This is a genomic window from Algoriphagus sp. 4150 (assembly GCF_031457395.1).
Classification (GTDB): domain Bacteria; phylum Bacteroidota; class Bacteroidia; order Cytophagales; family Cyclobacteriaceae; genus Algoriphagus.
On sequence record NZ_JAVDWS010000037.1, the window covers coordinates 1 to 20,590 of the forward strand.

The 20,590-nt window shown below is 42.9% G+C and carries 15 protein-coding genes and 1 riboswitch; of the genes, 10 read left to right on the top strand and 5 right to left on the bottom strand.

Annotation, left to right across the window (positions count from 1 at the left end; genetic code table 11):
• Positions 1-163: 163 nt before the first annotated feature.
• A complete protein-coding gene (locus J2X69_RS23740) occupies positions 164-2,419 on the bottom strand; it encodes a TonB-dependent receptor domain-containing protein (protein WP_310109050.1) in 2,256 nt (751 codons plus the stop codon).
• Between the two features lie 282 nt (positions 2,420-2,701).
• Positions 2,702-3,187: a PAS domain-containing protein gene (locus tag J2X69_RS23745; protein WP_310109053.1), complete on the bottom strand. Its 486-nt coding sequence runs from the start codon at positions 3,185-3,187 to the stop codon at positions 2,702-2,704.
• Between the two features lie 447 nt (positions 3,188-3,634).
• Here J2X69_RS23745 and J2X69_RS23750 point away from each other — a divergent pair, with 447 nt between their 5' ends.
• The 4 genes from J2X69_RS23750 to J2X69_RS23765 all read left to right on the top strand — a co-directional run bounded on the left by J2X69_RS23750 (position 3,635) and on the right by J2X69_RS23765 (position 12,273).
• Complete coding sequence (locus J2X69_RS23750; RefSeq protein WP_310109054.1) at positions 3,635-4,249, top strand: DUF4230 domain-containing protein; 615 nt, start codon at positions 3,635-3,637, stop codon at positions 4,247-4,249.
• Between the two features lie 221 nt (positions 4,250-4,470).
• Entirely contained in the window at positions 4,471-7,341 is a 2,871-nt protein-coding gene (locus J2X69_RS23755) for a triple tyrosine motif-containing protein (protein ID WP_310109057.1), read from the top strand.
• A gap of 276 nt (positions 7,342-7,617) precedes the next feature.
• Positions 7,618-10,731, top strand: a complete 3,114-nt coding sequence (locus tag J2X69_RS23760) for a TonB-dependent receptor (protein WP_310109060.1) — start codon at positions 7,618-7,620, stop codon at positions 10,729-10,731.
• 18 nt (positions 10,732-10,749) lie between these two features.
• A complete protein-coding gene (locus J2X69_RS23765; RefSeq protein ID WP_310109063.1) occupies positions 10,750-12,273 on the top strand; it encodes a RagB/SusD family nutrient uptake outer membrane protein in 1,524 nt (507 codons plus the stop codon).
• A gap of 146 nt (positions 12,274-12,419) precedes the next feature.
• Here the strand turns inward: J2X69_RS23765 and J2X69_RS23770 are convergent, their stop codons facing one another.
• Positions 12,420-12,587: a hypothetical protein gene (locus tag J2X69_RS23770; RefSeq protein ID WP_310109065.1), complete on the bottom strand. Its 168-nt coding sequence runs from the start codon at positions 12,585-12,587 to the stop codon at positions 12,420-12,422.
• A 21-nt stretch (positions 12,588-12,608) separates the two neighbouring features.
• A riboswitch (TPP riboswitch) is annotated at positions 12,609-12,722 on the top strand.
• 30 nt (positions 12,723-12,752) lie between these two features.
• On the opposite strand from J2X69_RS23770, the gene pnuC reads away from it, so the two are divergent.
• The 4 genes from pnuC to J2X69_RS23790 all read left to right on the top strand — a co-directional run bounded on the left by pnuC (position 12,753) and on the right by J2X69_RS23790 (position 16,210).
• Entirely contained in the window at positions 12,753-13,379 is a 627-nt protein-coding gene (gene pnuC / locus J2X69_RS23775) for a nicotinamide riboside transporter PnuC (protein ID WP_310109067.1), read from the top strand.
• Positions 13,357-14,430 (top strand): acyl-CoA dehydrogenase, encoded by a 1,074-nt coding sequence (locus J2X69_RS23780; RefSeq protein WP_310109069.1) that lies wholly within the window; start codon positions 13,357-13,359, stop codon positions 14,428-14,430. Before pnuC ends, J2X69_RS23780 begins: the two co-directional genes overlap by 23 nt.
• 281 nt (positions 14,431-14,711) lie before the next feature.
• Positions 14,712-15,461 (top strand): rhamnogalacturonan acetylesterase, encoded by a 750-nt coding sequence (locus J2X69_RS23785; RefSeq protein WP_310109071.1) that lies wholly within the window; start codon positions 14,712-14,714, stop codon positions 15,459-15,461.
• A 68-nt stretch (positions 15,462-15,529) separates the two neighbouring features.
• Complete coding sequence (locus J2X69_RS23790) at positions 15,530-16,210, top strand: rhamnogalacturonan acetylesterase (protein WP_310109074.1); 681 nt, start codon at positions 15,530-15,532, stop codon at positions 16,208-16,210.
• Between the two features lie 32 nt (positions 16,211-16,242).
• Here J2X69_RS23790 and J2X69_RS23795 read toward each other — a convergent pair whose 3' ends face one another.
• Both J2X69_RS23795 and J2X69_RS23800 read right to left on the bottom strand, forming a co-directional pair.
• Entirely contained in the window at positions 16,243-16,473 is a 231-nt protein-coding gene (locus tag J2X69_RS23795; protein ID WP_310109077.1) for a hypothetical protein, read from the bottom strand.
• Positions 16,474-16,588: 115 nt separating this feature from the next.
• Complete coding sequence (locus tag J2X69_RS23800; RefSeq protein ID WP_310109080.1) at positions 16,589-16,978, bottom strand: glycosyl hydrolase family 28 protein; 390 nt, start codon at positions 16,976-16,978, stop codon at positions 16,589-16,591.
• A 387-nt stretch (positions 16,979-17,365) separates the two neighbouring features.
• Here J2X69_RS23800 and rhaM point away from each other — a divergent pair, with 387 nt between their 5' ends.
• Complete coding sequence (rhaM, locus tag J2X69_RS23805; RefSeq protein WP_310109085.1) at positions 17,366-17,683, top strand: L-rhamnose mutarotase; 318 nt, start codon at positions 17,366-17,368, stop codon at positions 17,681-17,683.
• Between the two features lie 12 nt (positions 17,684-17,695).
• Positions 17,696-20,482 (top strand): glycosyl hydrolase, encoded by a 2,787-nt coding sequence (locus J2X69_RS23810; RefSeq protein ID WP_310109088.1) that lies wholly within the window; start codon positions 17,696-17,698, stop codon positions 20,480-20,482.
• Positions 20,483-20,590: the final 108 nt, after the last annotated feature.

Sequence of the window (20,590 nt, forward strand, 5' to 3'; positions counted from 1 at the left end):
CCCCTGTGTGTCGCGCTCCCGTCATGGATATTTCATCTGTTTATATTTTGATTTTTAATGGTCAGATGGAATCTCGCACGGCGAATAATCATCCCAATGTGTGTCGCTCTCGACATGCTCGATTTCATAGTGTATTAAGTTGGTTTATAAGCTGATTGAATTCTCAAAACTGATAGTTGAGGGAAAGAGCAATGTTCCTTCCTTGTTCAGGCAGATCTATCAGCCTGTAAAAACTTGTATGGTTTAGGTAGTGGGTATTGAAGAGATTTTGTATTTGGATATCGACCTTTATGTTCCGATTGGCTATGGCTACATTAGATCCCATCCGCACATTGATCAACTGATAGCCCGGAGTGATTTTCTCAGGAGGAACTATGTTGTCCTGCTTGGCTGTCAGCCTGTAATCCAATGCGAAATAAGGTGACTTGAATGCACCCTGCAGATTAGGCTTATAGGTCAGGTTCAATACAGCTGACGGTGGCGGGGAAAATGGCAAAGTGTATCCTTTCTTGTCTCCTGAGAGTTGCTTGCTGTAAACGTATTCCCCAAGCAGCTCTGTACTTAGCGACGGAGTAAACTGATAGGAAGCGCTGATCTCTGCTCCATACCTGAACACCTCACTTTGAGTGTAATTGAAAATCTGATTTCCGGCACCGTATAAATAATCATGCTCAAAGGAAGGGTTCAAATAAATATAATTGGGGAAATAGTTTAGGAATGGACTAAAACTCACGCACCAATTCTCCTTGGTGAGATCAGTTCCCAAATCCAGCTGAAAAGAACGCTCCGGTGAAAGATCGTCCTTCCCTCTCTCGTATCTGAAATAATGGTAATTCACGCCGTTAGCAGCAAGTTCCTTTGCTATAGGCATTCGGAAACTCGTTCCGGCATTTCCTTTAAAGCTTAAGTCTCCGGGCACATAATTGAACCCCACAGACCAAACCAAGCTGTTGAAATTTCTCTTGAAATCCTCCGCCCTATTCAGGTAGTCTGAATCCCCGGCCTGACTGGCGTCCTTTACACTGGGAAACCAATCGCGGTATTCAAACACGTGAATTCGGCTATGGTCATAGCGTAAGGCGCCGGTAAGCTGCCATAGGGGATTTATCTTATATTTATCTACTGCATAGAATCCATAGCTGAATTGCTCAAAAGCAGGAATTAAAAAACCCCAGCCGCCAATATCATTGTTTTGATATTCTGCACTTGCGCCAAAGGATAGCGTGTGATTTTTCAAAAATAGCTCATCTCTCAGATTGAGGGAAAAAACTTCTTTGTCAAAGGCTCTTTCCAGCGTGGAAGAATAAGGCATTTCCGAGGGAAATATAGGAGGCATGTATCCATGGTTGACATATTGGCTCCATTCTTTGCGGTCATTTCGCTGATAGCCCAGATCCAGCTCAAGCAAGTTGTTGCCCATGGAATAGCTCAATTTATTAATCAACTTGAGGTGATCCACTTCCTGAAAAGGCAAAAGGATGTCCCGGTCGGAACGGTCGTGAAGATCCTTATCTACTTGTCGGGGCTCCAATCCGTGGGCATTGGCAAAAAAACCTGATTTGCTCCTTACTCTGGATATAGAAAACGTATTGCGGAGATGCTCACCGATATACCCCACCCTGCCCGAGAAATTGAATTCATTTCCGGCAGTATTTCTTACTTTATTCTCATGTAAGGCTACTCCGAAGTCATATACAAAGACCGAATCAGTGGGAACTTTAAAATCCGCATAGGATGCATAGGTGAGTCTGCCGTCTACAAACCATTTATTCTTTCTTGCAAACAGATTAATAGAGCCACCTAACCATGCATTATTGGTTTTGGCTCCCAAGTCTACCGAACCACCTATTCCATCTTCGCTTGGAGCCGGTTTCTCACGGATATCCACTACTCCGGCAATTGCATCAGAGCCATATTTGAATGATATCGGTCCTTTTATAATTACTACCTGATCAGCTGCATACTGGTCTATTTCAAGTCCATGATCCGCTCCCCACTGCTGACCTTCGTGCTTGATGCCATTTTCCACTACCATCACCTGATTGAAACCAAGGCCGCGGATCAGCGGTTTGGAAGCACCTGAGCCTATTCCTATGGTGCTCACTCCCGGCAGTCTTTCCAATGATTTCATCAAACTTCCTCCTCTATTTTCCCGGATGAACTCTTGCTTGACAAAATCTACATTGAACGATTCCTCATTTCTCAATTGTCTTGCTCTCTGCTCACTCAATAAAAATTCCTCCAGCTCCATGACTTTGGAAGCTGCTGAATCCTTTGGGATAGTATCCAAGGATGGCCTAACCGAAAAATCAACCAACGGGCGGGGCTCAAAATGATCATCCGGGTAGAATTTTTCAGTGTTAAATTCATTTATAGAAAAAAGGAATAAACCCGTAAAAGCGGGAATACACAAGAGCATGGCGTATTATTTTGCAATTATATTGCAAATATAGTTGCGTCACACTATGAAACAATGTTGCATTTGAAGAAATGTAACATTGTATATTCATTTTTATGATTAACGGTAATGAGCCAAGGGCTGATAATTTATTTGTTTCATGGAGCAGAAGCACACAAGCAGACAATTGGGAATGTTTGTCAACAGTTTAGCTGAAAACCAAATTAACACCTCTCAGTTTTGAGCATCGGTTTAATCGGTTAGTCCGGTAAAAGCTAAATGAAACAGGATCGAAACTTTTCTCTAGGAAGCCAATATTTTTTCCCTTTCCAAAGCCAAAAAATGGGTAATTCCACGGGTCGAATGGATCAAAGGAATAATAGAAATCCGGCATTCGTATTCTTCCCCGTCTTTTCGATAGTTTGTTACTACTTCCGTAATATTCCTACCGGCAGCCAAACCTTCCCTAATTCTTCGCTTGGCATTCTCAGACGTATTTGCCCCTTGAAGGAAAGAAGGCTTTTTCCCTAAGGCAAATTCCGGCGTATATCCCGTCATCGTATGAAAGCCCTGGTTGACCCACAGGATTTGCTGATCAGAATCAGTCAGTACAAGTGCCTGATAACCTGCCGTCAATTCCTTATTCAAGTCCACTTGCCAGTGATGTAACTCAGAAAATCCCATCAGAGTCTCTAGGTCTTCTATCTTTTTGGCTCTTATTTCGCTCATGGGATTACTGATGTCCCAACTCATTAAAGGAGCAAATTTTCCGGGCTTTTTCTTTTTCATGTGTTTATAATTTGTTCTCCAACGGCCACATAGCCTGTCCCGTCCGCCGCGGCGGATCGGGAGAATCTCGCATGGCTGATAATCATCCCAGTGTGTGACTTTTGAGTCATGTTCGATTTCATAATGACTTAATCCATCAGAGTCTAAATTGTTTAATTTAATTTCTAATTAACAGGCAAAGTGGCTCTTCCTCAGAAATTTGATTACTGAAAAATGTCGAATTCAGCCAAATGACCTTCGTCGTACTTAAAAGCAACAAATTCTTAAAACCTAAAAGGTCTTCTGCGTATAAGATTAAAGTTGCTATGGACCATTTTTTGGATCCATTGAGAAATCACGCCAATTCGAACCATACTATGGAGGCTACAAGTTAATATCTGAGTCTAGTTCTCTGCCAAAACAAATTTCGTAGTTTACCTTATCTTTAACACTTACTTCGATTCAATTATGAATAGATTTTTCCTTGGATTTATCGCCGCTCTTCTCGTTATGGCGGGACTTTGGTTTTTTGTAGATAGAAAAGACAGCCAAGAGGAACTCAATGCCAATTCTGCAATGATACAGGAACAAATCCAAAACGTAGGTAAACTAATCGTGACAGAAGGTTATTATTCTCAGGTTTACACGTACCGAAACTCCCAAAAGCTATTTCTCGATCTGGTAAGCGCCAATAAAAAGGCCTTGATTATCGCCAAGGCAAAAGCAACTGTGGAATATGATTTGCGGAAATTGGAAACGAAGATTGATCAAAAATCCAAGACCCTTACCATCATCAAAATTCCTGAGCCCGTGATAAATATTTATCCAGAATTTGAATACTATGATGTGACGCAGGATTTTTTAAACCAGTTTGAAGCCAACGATTACAACAAAATCAAAACCAATATAACCAAACAGTTTAGAGATAAAATCGAAGCTTCGGGTCTCAAAGATGATGCACAGGAACGCTTGATAAGTGAACTTCTAAATATCTATGTCCTGACAAAATCCTTGGGCTGGACTTTAATCTACAATGAAGTCATTATTGAAAATCCGGAGCAAATGGAAAATCTGACCCGTTAATTAGCAATTTACCCGAGGTTACTATTCCGTGTGCTGTTTGGAAATTGACAAAAATCAAGCAATGATTGAAGTTGAACTGAAAATCCCTGACTTTGAAAATATTTAAGCAATTTGCATACAAGATCATGTGATCCGATAAACAGGTTTACAGGGGTGTCAGCATCAGTCGTCAATCAGAGTAAATCCAATAACAACTAAAACCAACTATTTAATTATCCTAAATGAAGAATGTCCTATTGACATTTATATTACTTATTGTTTTTTCAAGTTCAGGTAATTCCCAATCTGAACTGGCATCTCCCAAGATTAAGAATTTCACCAATAAGACATATCAGGCGGGGCTTCAGAATTGGGGCGCTACACAGGATAAAAAGGGAGTTATCTACTTTGGCAATAATGAGGGGTTACTTACCTTCAACGGCAACTTCTGGGACCGTTATCAGCTTCCTAACAAGACCATCATCCGTTCTGTAAAATTCGATTCCAAAGACCGTCTTTTTGTCGGAGGACAGGATGAGATAGGATATTTTCAGGCAGCCTCAAATGGTCAATTGAATTTCCATTCACTTAAGCATCTTATCCCTGAACACGACAGAAGCTTTTCCGATATCTGGCAGATTGTAAATCGTGGTGATGAGTTCTTTTTTCTAGAGCACAACAGGATTTATCATTTCAAAAACGAAGTGATGCAGGTATTCACCTCCGGAACCGAATGGCTGTACTTGGGAGTAGTAAATGATAGAGTATTTGCCCAAGACAAGGAAACGGGGCTAATGGAGTTCTCAAATGGAATTTGGAAAAAAGTCCTAAATTCTTCGACTGCCACATTTCCCCACATTGTAAGTATCCTTCCGTTTAGCGCTGATAATTTACTTGTTTTTACCTTATCCAACGGAACTTATCTTTTAGATGCAGACAGGCTAAAACCTTTCATTACAGAAATAGATGAATTGCTAAGGAAAAGTTGGGTAAACACCGCCATCCAAATCGATTCTGAAACTTATGCCATAGGAACCAAGTCATCCGGTGTACTCATAATAGACATTGAAGGCAAACCGGTACAGCAATTCACCTTTGCCCAAGGATTACAAACTAACAATGTGCGAAGTATTTTTGTAGACAAAGACTTTGGATTATGGATCGGACTGGATGATGGGATAGATTACATAGATTTCCAAAATCCGATCAAGGAAGTTCAGCCGGATGCAGGTAAACGTGTATCTGGGTATACAGCCATGAGTTATAAAAATCAGCTGTATCTAGGCACTTCGGATGGGCTTTACAAATTTACCCTCTCCTCAAAAAATGAGGATTTGAGCCTTGCGAAAGGAGAATTTACTTTAATTCAAGGATCAGAAGGACAAGTCTGGAAAATACAGGAAATCAACGACCGTCTACTTATGGGGCATGAAAATGGTGCTTTTGAAATTGTGGAGGATCATGCCAAAGCTATTTTCAACCATACCGGAGCGTGGGTTTTTCAGCCTGCTACCGCCATCTATCCAAGTTCGGAAATCTACGTTGGAACCTATACCGGTATGCAGCTTCTTTCGGAAAATGGCACCGCGCTGAACGACATGGGGGCTATTGGTGAACTCTCTGAATCTCTTCGATTTCTGAAGATGCAATTCAGTACGGGTGAACTCTGGGGTTCCCATCCCTACAGAGGCATCTACCGCCAGGAGCTTTCAGATGATTTCTCGAAAGTCATCAAAACCTCAACCTACACTGCAGCAGACGGTTTACCCTCAGATCTTTACAATTATGCCTTTCAGGTGAAGAACAGAATCCTTATAGCTACGGAATCAGGTATCTACGAATTCGACCAAAAGACGGCTAGATTCCGGCAATCTGATATTTTCAAAGGAGTGCTCAGAGGAATGAGTGTTCAATACCTGCAGGAAGACCAAGAAGGCAATGTATGGTTTATATCAAATAAAAATATCGGAGTTATTGATTACAGCATGCCACAGAATGAGCTTCCCTTCACGATTATTTACTTGCCGGAGCTTTCAGGCAATGTCATTGGTGGTCATGAATTCATCTATGCTATAGACAAAAAAAACATCTTGGTAGGTTCAAACAAGGGATTTTACCACATCAATTACGGGGAATATAGAAAGAGAATCAGCCGACCTACCGGCTGGATAGGAAAAGTAAGTCTGTTTGGCCAACAAGATACTGTAGTCTATACCATGCACAGTGTAGATGAGACTATAAATGACATCCAGGAATTCTCCCATACGATGAACTCCATTCATCTGGAATACACATCTACAACATTTCGTCAACTTGAAAATTTGGAATACAGTTACTTTCTTCGGGGTTTTGACCAAGGGTGGAGTGAGTGGACAGATAGAAGTGAAAAAGACTATACCAATCTAGGTGCAGGAACCTATACTTTTGAAGTAAAGTCAAGAAATAATCTAGGTAACGAATCGGGAATTGCCGGCTATGCATTTACAATTTTACCCGCTTGGTATGAAAGTGTATGGGCCTACTTACTTTACTTTATCATACTCATTGGCACGCTCTTTTGGTTTTTTACCAAGCAGAACAAAAAGCATGTCTTAGCACAAAAGCACTTGAGAGATAAGCACAGTCTGGCACTGGAGCGCACAGAAAAGGAAATCATGCGGCTCAAAAATGATAAGCTGCAAGCCGAGATCAACCATAAAAATCAAGAACTTGGCTCCACGACTATGCACTTGCTTCAGCGGGGGAAAGTATTGGCCAAAATCAAAGAAGAACTTATGGCGGAAAGTGAATCCGAACTTAATGCCAAAAAAGTAATCAGACTGATCAATGAGGTAGAGCGAAGTGATGACGATTGGAATAGATTTGCCATACATTTTGATCATGTCCATTCCAATTTCCTTACAATCCTCAGAGGAAAATTCCCTGCACTTACAGCTAATGAACTAAAACTATGTGCATTCGTCAAGATGAATCTTTCTTCCAAAGAAATTGCAGACCTCATGAGTATCTCTTTGAAGGCCGTGGAAGTGGGAAGATACAGGCTTAGGAAAAAATTACAGATCAGCACGGAAGTGAATCTCCATGATTTCCTGATTCAAATTACTACTTCCTAAACCGCTCTGGAATCCTTGTGTTTTTTTAAGAGCCGTATTTATTGCGCCATTTGTCCATACATAGCCCTGTCTAATCCCAAAAAAATAATTGTAGTAGTCAAGTAGTGCTTCACAAAAGCCATTAAAGCACTTTTTGAAACTTTTGTAGGGGTAATGTAGCGTCACTCTGTAGTGTGGATTTAAGTTAAGCTTAGCAGTTTTGAGGCTTGTGAATCTGCTATGAAAAGCGGACTAACGATTAATTAATCAAGTCAAATTAACCTAAACCCATTTCCAATGGAAAGAAGAATCTTTACTATTTTCTTCTTTTCCTGTTTGTTGCTTTTGGCAGGCGTAGCGCATGCCCAACAGGTAACAATTACAGGAAAAGTCACGCTTCAGTCAGATGGAGATATACTCCCCGGAGTGACAGTAATCGAAAAAGGAACCACGAATGGTGCAGTCACCGATATCAATGGTGATTACAGTATCAATGCCTCCGTGGGAAGCACCTTAGTGTTCAGTTTTCTTGGATTTGATACCCAAGAAGTACCGGTGTCAAATCAATCAGTGATCAATATACAATTGGCGGAATCCAGCAGTGATCTGGAAGAAGTGGTAGTGGTAGGTTACGGTGTTCAGAAAAAGAGCGTAGTGACCGGAGCTATCTCAAGTGTCAAAGCCTCAGATCTGGAAAACATGCCCATCAACCGCGTAGAGCAGGCCCTTCAAGGACGTACTTCCGGGCTTACTGTGGCGGCAAGCTCCGGGCAACCCGGCGCTGCATCATCCATTAGGATCCGGGGCATAACCACCCTGGGAAATAACAACCCTCTATGGGTAGTGGATGGAGTGGTCGTGGACAGTGGTGGCATCGGCTACCTCAACCAATCCGATATTGAATCCATCGAAGTGCTCAAAGACGCTTCGTCTCAGGCCATCTACGGAGCAAGAGCAGCCGCAGGTGTGATCTTGGTAACTACCAAAAAAGGAAAAGCAGGAGAAATGCGCGTAAACTACCATGGCTATTACGGTACCTCTGCTCCTGCGAAGAAGTTGGATCTTCTCAATGCGACCGATTATGCGACCTTGAGAAATGAGTCAGCTGTCAACGCGGGAAATAATCCGGTATTTAACAATCCGGCCAGCTATGGCGAAGGAACTGACTGGCAGGATTTGATTTTCAACAACGATGCCCGCCGTCAAAATCATGAGTTAAGTGTAAGCGGAGGAAATGAAGTTTCCACCTTCTATGCTTCCTTTGGGCACTTGCAACAAGACGGTATAGTAGCTACAGATATTTCCAGCTACAAGCGAACTAACATACGCCTGAATTCGGAACACAAACTGGCCAAATGGCTGACCATAGGCCAAAACGTGGGTTATGCCCATGACAAATCCATTGGTCTGGGAAATACGAACTCAGAATTTGGCGGGCCTTTGAGCTCTGCGATCAACTTGGACCCTATCACACCTGCGGTGATCACCGATCCTGCTCTAGCTTCGCAGCCGCCGTATACTTCCCCAAATGTGATCAGAGATCCTAACGGAAATCCTTATGGCATATCTACTATTGTAGGTCAGGAGATGGTCAATCCGCTGGCTTACATCCAAACTAGACTGGGAAATTATGGTTGGTCCGACAATATCGTGGGAAATGCCTATGCTGTAGCAGAACCTATTAAAGGATTGAAATTCCGATCCACTTTGGGAGCAAAGCTATCTTACTGGGGAAATGAATCCTTTACTCCACTGTTTTATCTGAACGGATCCAACGTATCTAACCAGACGTCCTTTACCAGAAACCAGAGTAGAGGTTTCGACTGGAATCTGGAGAATACCGTGTCCTACACCAAAAGCATAGAGGACCATACCTTCACCGTATTATTGGGGCAGGGAGCTTATTTGGACAATACTACCAGATCGCTTGGCGTCACTTATTTCAATGTTCCTGCAAACAATTTCGACGATGCCTCTTTGAATTACAATGTACCCAGCGATCAGCGCGTTGCTACAGGTTCCGAAGGATCGGGCCATTCTGTGACTTCTCTATTTGCAAGAGTCAATTACAATTTCAAAGAGAAATACCTCTTGGAAGCACTTGTACGCCGCGATGGTTCTTCAAGATTTGGGGAAAACAACCGTTATGGGGTTTTTCCTTCATTCTCGGCAGGATGGGTTATTTCTCAGGAGAATTTCTGGCCAAGCAACAATGTAGTTGACTTTCTGAAAGTACGTGGTGGATACGGCGTAGTGGGAAATGACAACATCGGTGACTTTGCTTACTTGTCCACCATAGGCGGTGGCAGAAATTATGCGATTGGAACGAATGGAAGCTACCTGATCGGATATAGTCCAAATGCGCCATCCAATCCTGATCTAAAGTGGGAACAAACCAGTCAAGCCAACATTGGTATTGAGGCTACAGTTTTCGAAGACTTCAATGTGACGTTTGACATGTACAAAAAGGTCACAACAGGTATACTTCAAAACCCAAGAATTCCTTCCTACGTGGGAGCGATTTCCAATCCTGCTGCAAACGTTGCGGATATGGTAAACAAGGGAGTGGAACTTGAAGTCGGCTATAGAAAGCAACTAGGCAATCTCAATCTCGGTATGAGTGGAAACGTATCCTATCTGCACAATGAAGTGACTGATCTGGGTGCCAATATAGATTTCATTTCAGGTGGACAGAGTTTCCAGGCAAGCACCTACCCTATCACCCGAACCGGTTTGGGACAGGCGGCCAACTCCTTCTTTGGATTTCAGAAATTGGGGATTTTCCAGACTGAAGAGCAAGTGGCAAACTATGTGGATTCCAATGGCAATCAAATTTTACCAAATGCCAAGCCCGGCGATTTCATCTGGGCAGACTTGGATGGAGACGGACAGATCACCGAGAAAGACCGGACCTATATTGGAAATCCTACTCCGACTTGGTCGTACGGATTTACTTTGAATCTGGCTTATAAAGCTTTTGACATGGTTCTTTTCGGGCAAGGTGTGGCAGGCAACAAGGTGTTTCAAGGTCTAAGAAGATTGGATATCGGAACTGCAAACTGGCAGACAGAAGCTCTGGGCAGATGGACAGAAGCCGGAGACAACAATTCCTACCCAAGACTGGTAGATGGTGATCCAAACAAAAACTTCGGCAACCCATCGGATTTCTATTTAGAGGACGGATCTTATTTCCGTATCAAAACACTCCAATTTGGCTACACACTCCCTACTGCCATTGCAGGCAAAGTCGGCATGAAAAAGGCCAGAGTATATGTCATGAGTGAAAACTTGCTCACGTTCACCAAATACACAGGGTATGATCCTGAAATCGGCGGAGGAGTAATGAGCATTGACCGTGGTATTTATCCACAAGCCCGCTCGTTTATGGTCGGCGTAAATGTAGGTTTTTAATCAAAATTGACTCTAATCATGTTAAAACATAAAAAATATCTCGCTGCCATCGCTCTGACAGCAATGACATTGAGTTCCTGCTCTGATGATTTTCTGGAAATCAAGCCTAGAGGTACAGACCTGGAATCCAACTATTATCAGAATCAAGAAGAAGCATTCAATGGATTGGTAGCTGTATATGACGTAGTCGGAATGCAGGGCGGAGGATATGTCACCAAACTGACTGCTCTTAACGCTGCATCTGACGATCACTTTGCCGGTGGTGGTGGGCCAAACGATGTCACTTCCATTCAGGTGTGGTCCAATTATACACTGGATCCTGCCAACGGCCCTCAGGGAGATCTTTGGAGTAAGGGTTTTTCAGGAGTTTTTCGCGCAAATGTACTTATACAAAAACTTCCCGGAGTACCTATGGATGAAGCAGTAAAGGCACGCTATCGTGCAGAAGCTATCTTCCTACGCGCTTATTTCTATTTTGATCTGGTACGCTTTTTTAAAAACATACCGCTTTTCACAGAGCCGGTCTCCACATCCGAAATGTTCGACGTAGTACAGGCAGATCCTGCTGAGGTATATGCTCAGATAGAAGCGGATATTTTGGAAGCACTTCCCAACCTTCCTACCCAGCTCAATCTGGAAACAGAAGCGGGAAGAGCTACTGAAGGAATGGCCCGTGCTGTCTTGGGCAAGGTCTATTTGCAGCAGGAAAAATTTGAAATGGCAGCAGAGCAATTTGAAATGGTAAACGGTACTCCGGGCGGAACCAGCCAGTATGGATACAAATTATTGGACAAGTTCTCCGATCTATTTGAAGTTGACAATAAATTCAACTCGGAGTCAATTTTCGAAGTATCCTTTACGAATACATCAAATGGTGATTGGGGGTGTGTAGGATGTACAGAAGGCAATCTTTTGAACATCATGGTAGGCCCCCGAGGTTACAATCCAATCGCAGATACTGCACCGGATTATGTTTCAGGATGGAGCTTTTTGACTGTTACTCCGGATTTATATCAAGTGATGAAAAACGATCCCCGTAAATCAGCAACGATTGCAGATTTGGACAGTTTGGAAAAAGCAGGAGCAGTTACTTATGAAAAAGGCTACAACAATACCGGCTATTTCTTGGAGAAGTTTGCAGGACGGCAGAAAGACAGATCAACAGGAGGTGGAGTAATGGAGCTGAACTTCCGTCAGAATATCTATGAAATCCGGCTTGCAGACTCCTATCTTTTGGAAGCTGAAGCATTGGTAAGAGGAGGTGGAAATACCGGCCGAGCACAGGCTCTGCTAGATGCAGTTAGGGCAAGGGTCGGCTTAGCACCTGTTCCTGTTTCTATAAATTCAGTTTTGGAAGAAAGACGTCTGGAGCTCGCAGGAGAAGGACATAGATGGTTCGATCTAATCAGAAATGGAAAAGCTTCCGAAGTACTTGCAAGTAAAGGCTTTGTGGCAGGAAAGCATGAGATTCTCCCTATTCCACTTTTGGAGTTGGACAATACGCTGATAGAACAAAATCAAGAATATGGCGGCAGTAAATAAGCAACGCATATAAAATGATAGAGACCTATTCCCGGCTATGGGAATAGGTCTTTTTATTTAAAATAGTGCATACCTGAATTGGAATGAAGTCAGAATCCAATTTATCCAAAGCTGATATAAAGGTATCTGTCTTAGGATTTGTTACTCTATTTCAGCCACTCCCATCTTTTGACCCAATCCATCAAGAAAGCTTCCCGGTGCTTCGCTACAGTTTTAGCTCCCTGCTTGGTTATTTTTCGCAATTCCTCAGGTTTCGGAAAATCCGGTTTATGCGCAGCGAGCTTAGAGTGATCCAGCTCGAAGAGCGAAATCATGTATTAATCCCTATCTTAGCACCATCAATTAAGGGGTGCCCTAATATTTCGGGCTGAGATCATACCCATCGGTGAGCGATCACTGAGCACCTGATCCGGGTAATGCCGGCGTAGGGACTAGATTACTGTTCTCCCTTTTTTGAATAATTCTAAAACGTTATTCAAATGCTATTGTATATTGACATGAGTCTGCTCGCTGAGCAGATCAAATCCACGGGTGTACTGGAATGGTTCGCTGTGGGTTTTGGAGTCACCTCAGTACTGCTCGCCCGCAAAAACAATGTATTGCTCTATCCCGCCGGCATCATCGGGATCTTATGTTCCGGCTTCTTGCTGGTGGATGCCAAGCTCTACGCCGAAACCCTGCTCAATGCCTATTACCTAGTAATGAGTATTTATGGCTGGGTCATGTGGAAAAACAGATCTTCCTCCGGGGCATCACAAATCTCAAGAAGTACAGGTACTGAGCAGAAAATCACCTGGGCAATCGCTCTGGGCGGCTGGGCATTTCTCTATTTTATACTTACCAATTTTACCGACTCCGATGTGCCTATAGTAGATGCCTTTGTATCCTCCACCGCCTGGGCGGGGATGTGGCTTTTGGCAAAAAGAAAGTTGGAAAACTGGATTTGGCTGAATGTGTCAAATATCGTAGCCATTCCTTTGCTCTTTCACAAGCAACTGATTCTAATCTCATTTCTTACCATTTTCCTTTTCGTCGTAGCCGTTTTTGGTTATTTCGATTGGAAAAAAGAACTAGACCACAGCCATGGAGAATTCGAAACTGTTTAGCCACGAACTCGCTACCAAAGCAGAAGAACTTGGATACCTTCCCGAGGAATGGCTGGCTGAGATTTATTCCAAAAAATGGTTTAAGCTTTTTGTGCCAAAAGACTTGGGAGGACTGGGCTGTACCTTGCCGGAAGCCTTGGAAATTGAAGAAAAACTGGCCAAGCTGGACGGGAGTCTGGGATGGACAGTTACACTGTGCGCAGGCGCTGCCTGGTTTGTCGGTTTTATGGAAGAGTCACTTCGCAATGAGATTTTCCCAGACGAAAAACTCTGCCTGGCAGGAAGTGGATTTGTAGGAGGAAAAGCCAATTTGGTGGGTGACAAATACCTCATTTCCGGGAGTTGGACCTACGCTTCCGGAGCCCTGCATGCAACACATCTCACTGCCAACTGCGAGATACTGGAGGATGGGAAGGCACTGTTGGATGAAAAAGGAAAGCCGGTGATCAAAGCTTTTGTCCTCGACAGAAAAGATGTAGCTATTCTTGACGGCTGGAATTACATGGGCATGATAGCCACGGGAAGCCATGCTTTTCGATGCGATGACCTTGAAGTCCCGCTAAACCGTTGCTTTGAAATTCTTCCGGAAAAAGCTCAATTGACTGCCTCAGTTTACCAATATCCCTTCCTGCAGTTTGCCGAAGCTACGCTTGCAGCGAATATTCTGGGTATTTCTCTTCACTTAAAGGAATTGATAGAGCAGTCGTTTTGGAGAAGACATGAGTACAGAAAATACGACAAAAAGCATCTTAGGTATTTCAAAAAACTCCTCAGAAAGCAAGAGGAAAAACTACAAGAACTCCGGGAGGCATTTTATCATCAAGTCAGTGCTTCCTGGGATGAACTGGAAAAAAACGGAAAAATATCAGATTCCGGATTGAAGAAAATAAGCAGAACAAGCCGAAAACTCACCCAAAAGTGCAGGGAAATTAATGGCAAATTATATCCTTTCTCAGGTTTAGAAGCTGCCAAAACCCATACAGAACTCAATCGGGTCTGGCGGGATTTTAATACCGTGGGTCAACATTCGTTACTGATATTTCCTTTTTAGGTCATCTTAGAATCAATTTTCCCCACATATTTTCGCAGATCAATTACGCAGACTATTGCTGATTCCAATTTTCAAAGAATTTAACCAAAGTTAAATCTGCGGCTATCTGCGCATTTTTCGGCGTCAATCTGCGGGAATCATCTGCGTCCATCCGCGGGAAACTTTTTCGAAAACCACCAGGAAATATCAACTCATGTCACTACAGGTTATTCTCCTACTATTCTTTTACTAAATTGGGCAACTTAAAAATTTGTAATTCTTTTAGCTCAGCCTAGTAATCGATGAATCTCAGCAAAACCAGTAATACCCTGTCAATTCTTGTTTTAGCTCTCCTATTCACTGCTTTTCATCAACAAACTGAAGAAAAGAAAACGCTCTATCTCATCGGGGATTCTACCGTAAGAAACGGTGGAGAAGGAAATCTACAGCGGGGCTGGAGGAATTTCCTGCAGGAGTTTTTTGACAGTACCAAACTGACCGTCAGTAATCAGGCTATGGCTGGCAGAAGCAGCAGAACCTTTATCAAAGAAGGGAGATGGGATCAAGTCCGCGAAGCGCTGAAGCCGGGAGATTATGTGATCATGCAGTTTGGGCATAATGAAGGGAGTACTCCTGATACTACCAAAGCAGGTTACCGTGGCGTATTGAGAGGAATGGGCGATGAAACAATCGAACTCACCTGGCCAGACGGCAGTCTGGAAACGGTTCATACCTATGGATGGTATTTGGAGAAATTCATCAGCGAAACCAAAGCTAAAGGTGCAACTCCCATCGTGGCATCCATGATTCCGAGAAATAAATTTCAGGATGGAGAAGTGGAAAGAGCCAATCAGGATTTTGGGAAATGGGCCAAGGAATCAGCAAGAAAACAGGGAGCACCCTTTATTGACCTCAATTCAATAGTGGCTGACCAATACGACAAATGGGGTCAGGAAGTCGTAAAAGGCCTTTTTGAAAGAGATCACACCCATACCAATGAAGCGGGGCTAGGATCAATGCCTGGTCAGTTACGGAGGGAATACGGGATTTGACTAATTGCGACCTGAAAGATTATCTGACAAAGGATAAACCAACCCTCTTTTTAATCGGAGATTCCACCGTGAAAAATGGGCAAGGTGACGGTGCCGGAGGGCTTTGGGGATGGGGTGATTTTATTGCTCCTTATTTTGATGTAGAAAAGATCAAAGTTCAGAATCATGCACTTGGTGGTACAAGCAGCCGAACGTTCCAGACTTACGGACATTGGCAGAAGGTTTTGGATAAATTAGAACCCGGAGATTTCCTGATTATGCAGTTTGGGCATAATGATTCAAGTCCGCTGGATGATGAAGCCAGAGCCCGGGGCACAATCAAAAGTGCCGGATTGGAAGCGGAAAGCATATACAATCCCATCACCAAGCGTCAGGAAACAGTTTATTCTTATGGTCAGTATTTACGTCAGATGATTTTGGCAGCCAAAGCCAAGGGAGTTACTCCTATTGTCTGCTCACTGGTTCCCCGAAACAACTGGAAGGACGGCAAAGTCATCACGGCAGAGACTGATTATGGCCTCTGGGCAAAGCAGGTGGCCGAGGACACTGAAACTGCCTTTATAGACGTAAATTTACTCGTAGCTGCAAAGTACTATGAGCTGGGCGAGGAATATGTGAAAACACATTTCTTCAATGACACCGATCACACCCACACGATCAAGGAAGGTGCTGAACTGAATGCCAAGGTAGTGGTAGAAGCCATTAAAATTATTCCTGAAAATGATTTGAAGGCTTTTCTAGTTAAGTAGAAAACGCAGGTGTAAAACATCCAATATCCATATCAGGTACCCACTATCATACTTGTCATGTGAACAACATCTGTAAACTGTTGAGGACTCCTGACTACTATCTCCCGTCTTCCTCCAACTTTCAACTTTATGTTCAGGAATTTCTTGATTGTTATAATATCCCGCTCTTTCAGAGCTTTACATGTATATCTGCCTATTTTTTTACCCAGCCCTATAGGCTGAGCTTTGATAATTCGGGCTTTCAGCCCTTTAGTTCTATCCACATATTGCTGTGGACAGTGGACTATCGCCTACAGCTATCTACATATCAAACTTAGCTTTATCTCATAACAACATCCTTTTTTCCTACAGTCTCCCGTCATCGGTCTTCCAGCTCTCCTACTCCTCCGTCCTCACAAGCTCCTTCACCTCTTTACCATTGATTGTCACATTTTTAAATTTAGCGTTTTTAAAGTGATTAACCTTAAAAAACTCATCCACGCCATTGATAGTACTGTTTATCATCTGGAAATTCTCCACAGGAGATTCCTCGTAGGCATCGATCATCACCGCATATTTTCCACCATCTTCCACCTGTAGATTTTCCACGATTACATTCTTAATCTGGGGAATATGGTCTCCTTCTTCTTCGTAGAACATATTAAACCGCACCGCTGCTTCCTTGTATTTACCCGCTTTCACATTTCGCATATAGACATTCTCCACGGTTCCACCACGCTTGGAGCTCGTTTTGATACGAAGAACCCGATCCAGATTTTCGCTGCTCATCACCCGATCCTGCGCAAATAGAAAATATTTTTTGAATGGGAGAAAAATGTAATTGACTTCATAATAGAATTGAATTTTGGTTGATTACTTAGCTCGTGACAGATGCTGTTTTATGCAATTTTAGTTAGGGCTTTTTGCACAAGGGATTCTTACTCCACTTACTATAAGGGTCGTATTTGTCACTTTTTTTAGATTTATGATTTGAGGTTTGCTGCGCAATATTCAATAGGTTTTTGCACAGAAAACTTATCGTTTTGCTTGAATAAGCAACTTTTCACGGATTAAATCAATATTTCTATAATCACTGACTTAATCATTTTTCTAACCGGATAGCTTTTATAAATTACGCACTGTATCGTTTCTTACTGCCAATTTATAGTACCCAAAATGCCAAGAAAACTAGCTTTCCGAATGAAACTGATCCCGGGTTTTGAGGAGGAATATGAAAGAAGACACAGTGAGATATGGCCCGAACTGGTCACTTTACTCAAAGAGGCCGGAATCCTGGATTACCAGATCTTTTTGGACAAGGAAACTTCCAGTCTATTTGCCTTTCAGGTGATCGAAGGGGAAGCCAATTCCCAAGAGCTAGGCAGTACCGGGATCGTCCAACGCTGGTGGAAACACATGGCTGATATCATGGAAACCAATCCGGACAACTCTCCTATTTCAGTAGAACTTCCAAACGTTTTTGACCTTCAATAACCTCCATTTCCAATGACCCCAAAGTACAAAAGCTTATTTTTATTCACTCCACTTATACTATTACTATTCCTGGGATTTCAACAGGTAGAGAAGGAAGTTCCTGTTTCCGGTAATTGGCCTGAAATCACCCAAACAGCCAAACCCTGGACCCGCTGGTGGTGGATGGGAAGCGCAGTGGATGAAGAGAATCTTTCCAAACTATTGGAAACATACCGGAAAGCCGGTCTGGGCGGAGTGGAAATTGCTCCTATCTATGGAGCAAAAGGCTATGAAGATCGCTACATAGACTTCCTTTCTGCGGAGTGGTTGAGCATGCTTGATTTTGCGGTGAACAAAGCTCATTCACTCGGAATGGGTGTAGATATGACACAGGGGACGGGCTGGCCATTTGGAGGCCCGCAGGTAAGTATGGAAAATGCAGCTACACGGCTGGTGATTCAGGATTATAAAAAAACAGATGGAGAGGCACTTTCAACTCCAATCATATTTCAAAAGAAAAAAGAAACTCAGCAGGATGCTCAGTTGATCGCAGTGGTGGCATATGACCAGAATACCAATGCGAAGGAAATCACAGCCTATGTAGACGACACGGGAAAGTTAACTTGGGATGAAGCGGGTGAATGGAATATCAAAGCCATTTTCATGGACAAAACCGGTCAAATGGTCAAAAGAGCTGCACCGGGTGGAATTGGATTTACCTTGGATCACTTCAGCAAGTCAGCAGTGGACGCATATAATTTACATTTTCAGAAAGCCTTCACTGGGAAGGATTACGGCTTTCGGGCATTTTATAATGACAGTTTCGAAGTGTATGGAGCTGATTTTACCGAAAGTTTTTTTGCTGATTTTGAGGAGCGTAGAGGATATGATTTGAAAGAATTTTTACCATATCTGGAAAGTGAAGAAGAGTCAGACATCGTGCGAAGAGTAAAGTCGGATTATCGGGAAACGATCAATGACCTGTTACTAACTAATTTCACCAAGAATTGGACAAGTTGGGCACACAATCAATCCAAACTCACCAAGAATCAAGCTCACGGTTCTCCCGGAAACTTGCTCGATCTCTATGCTGCGGTGGATATTCCCGAATGCGAGACCTTCGGATCAAGCTATTTTCCTATCCCGGGTTTACGCAGAGACAGCGCAGATATTCGAAATGTAGATCCGGATCCCATCATGCTGAAGTTTGCTTCCTCGGCAGCTCATTTGACAGGAAAAAATCTAGTCTCCTCCGAAACCTTCACTTGGCTCGGAGAGCATTTCAAATCATCCTTTGCCCAGATGAAACCCGAAGTGGAGCAGGCATTCCTTGCGGGAGTCAATCACATATTCTATCATGGCGTTACTTACAGTCCGGAAGATGTTCCCTATCCCGGCTGGTTGTTTTATGCCTCGCTAAATCTAACCCAACAGAATAGCCTGTGGCCTCACTTCAACCAATTCAATGACTTTATTGCCAGATCACAGGTGATTTTGCAAGCTGGAAAAGCCGATAATGAACTGCTGGTTTACTGGCCTGTGTACGATGTCTGGGCAGATCCAAAGGGGAAAATGGAAATGATCACCGTGCATGCAGTGGATGAGTGGCTACATCCCACGGAGTTCTACAAGCAATCCAAAAAACTGATGGAAGCTGGGTATTCTCTGGACTTTATTTCAGACGATATGATTGGAAATTCAGAAGTTGCTAATGGTCTGATTAAAACATCGGATCAAAATTCAGCAAAGGTTTTGATCATTCCGGAAACGGAATTTATGCCAATCGAGACACTCAAAAATATACTCAAACTGGCAAAAAATGGCGCAAAAGTAATCTTCCAGTCCAAACCAAAATCCATCCCCGGCTTACACACTGACCAAAAGTCAATAGAGAGTGAGTTCAATCAATTATGGGAATCCTTATCATTTGAAGGAGGAAAACCAACTCTTGGAAAAGGTGAAATATATCTTTCAGATGAGCTGGGCAAGACCTTAGAGCTGTTGGGGATTTACCGGGAAAGCTTGGTCGATTCAGGATTGGATTTCATCCGAAGAAAAGTTGAAGACGGCAGCTACTACTTTCTGGTGAACCATAGTTCGGAGGCCATATCCCAGACGATCTCACTGAACACCAAAGCAGGAACCGTGATGGCAATGGATCCTCTTACCGGCAAAACAGGCCTTCTTCCTTCCCAACAAGCAGCAGGGGGAACAAGCGTCACCGTCCATCTCAAATCAGGAGAATCTATTTTCCTAAAGACATTTGATCAGAAGACAAATTTACAAATAGCAACTTGGCCCGATTACGCTAAGACTTCAGGCACGACAGATATATCGAAAAACTGGGAGGTGAATTTTACTCAGGGACAACCAAAACTCCCTTCCCTCCAGGCTTTGGAGATCATCAAACCTTGGACAGACAACGGCGATCCGGAAGCCAATGACTTCTCCGGTCAGGCGAGCTATTCCTCTGAATTTGAATTCAGAAAGACCGCGGGAAAGCACTATTTATTGACCATAAACAAGGTACATGAAAGTGCCAAAATATGGATTAATGGAGCGTATGCAGGAAATATCTGGAGTATTCCCTACCAACTTGATATAAGTGAACAGCTGCAGAATGGAAAAAATACCATCAAAATAGAAGTAGCCAACCTAATGGCAAACAGCATTAGGCACTTGGATCGAAATGGAATAAAATGGAGAAATTACCATGAAATCAATTTCGTCAATATCGATTACAAGCCATTTGATGCGAGTAATTGGAATACTATGCCCTCAGGATTGGATGGGAAAATCCGGATTTTGGAATTTGACTGATAGTATAAAGGGATAGAGGTAGTCGCTTAAATTCATATATTTATCTATTCAAAAATAGGTTAAATGGATATTTTTCAGAGTCAAAGCATCATAGAGTTTACCGAACGC

Bases quoted from the DNA above. Each gene is read 5' to 3' on its own strand.
- J2X69_RS23740 (WP_310109050.1), bottom strand. From the start codon at position 2,419: ATGCTCTTGTGTATTCCCGCTTTTACGGGTTTATTCCTTTTTTCTATA.
- J2X69_RS23745 (WP_310109053.1), bottom strand. From the start codon at position 3,187: ATGAAAAAGAAAAAGCCCGGAAAATTTGCTCCTTTAATGAGTTGGGAC.
- J2X69_RS23750 (WP_310109054.1), top strand. From the start codon at position 3,635: ATGAATAGATTTTTCCTTGGATTTATCGCCGCTCTTCTCGTTATGGCG.
- J2X69_RS23755 (WP_310109057.1), top strand. From the start codon at position 4,471: ATGAAGAATGTCCTATTGACATTTATATTACTTATTGTTTTTTCAAGT.
- J2X69_RS23760 (WP_310109060.1), top strand. From the start codon at position 7,618: ATGGAAAGAAGAATCTTTACTATTTTCTTCTTTTCCTGTTTGTTGCTT.
- J2X69_RS23765 (WP_310109063.1), top strand. From the start codon at position 10,750: ATGTTAAAACATAAAAAATATCTCGCTGCCATCGCTCTGACAGCAATG.
- J2X69_RS23770 (WP_310109065.1), bottom strand. From the start codon at position 12,587: ATGATTTCGCTCTTCGAGCTGGATCACTCTAAGCTCGCTGCGCATAAA.
- pnuC (WP_310109067.1), top strand. From the start codon at position 12,753: ATGCTATTGTATATTGACATGAGTCTGCTCGCTGAGCAGATCAAATCC.
- J2X69_RS23780 (WP_310109069.1), top strand. From the start codon at position 13,357: ATGGAGAATTCGAAACTGTTTAGCCACGAACTCGCTACCAAAGCAGAA.
- J2X69_RS23785 (WP_310109071.1), top strand. From the start codon at position 14,712: ATGAATCTCAGCAAAACCAGTAATACCCTGTCAATTCTTGTTTTAGCT.
- J2X69_RS23800 (WP_310109080.1), bottom strand. From the start codon at position 16,978: ATGAGCAGCGAAAATCTGGATCGGGTTCTTCGTATCAAAACGAGCTCC.
- rhaM (WP_310109085.1), top strand. From the start codon at position 17,366: ATGCCAAGAAAACTAGCTTTCCGAATGAAACTGATCCCGGGTTTTGAG.
- J2X69_RS23810 (WP_310109088.1), top strand. From the start codon at position 17,696: ATGACCCCAAAGTACAAAAGCTTATTTTTATTCACTCCACTTATACTA.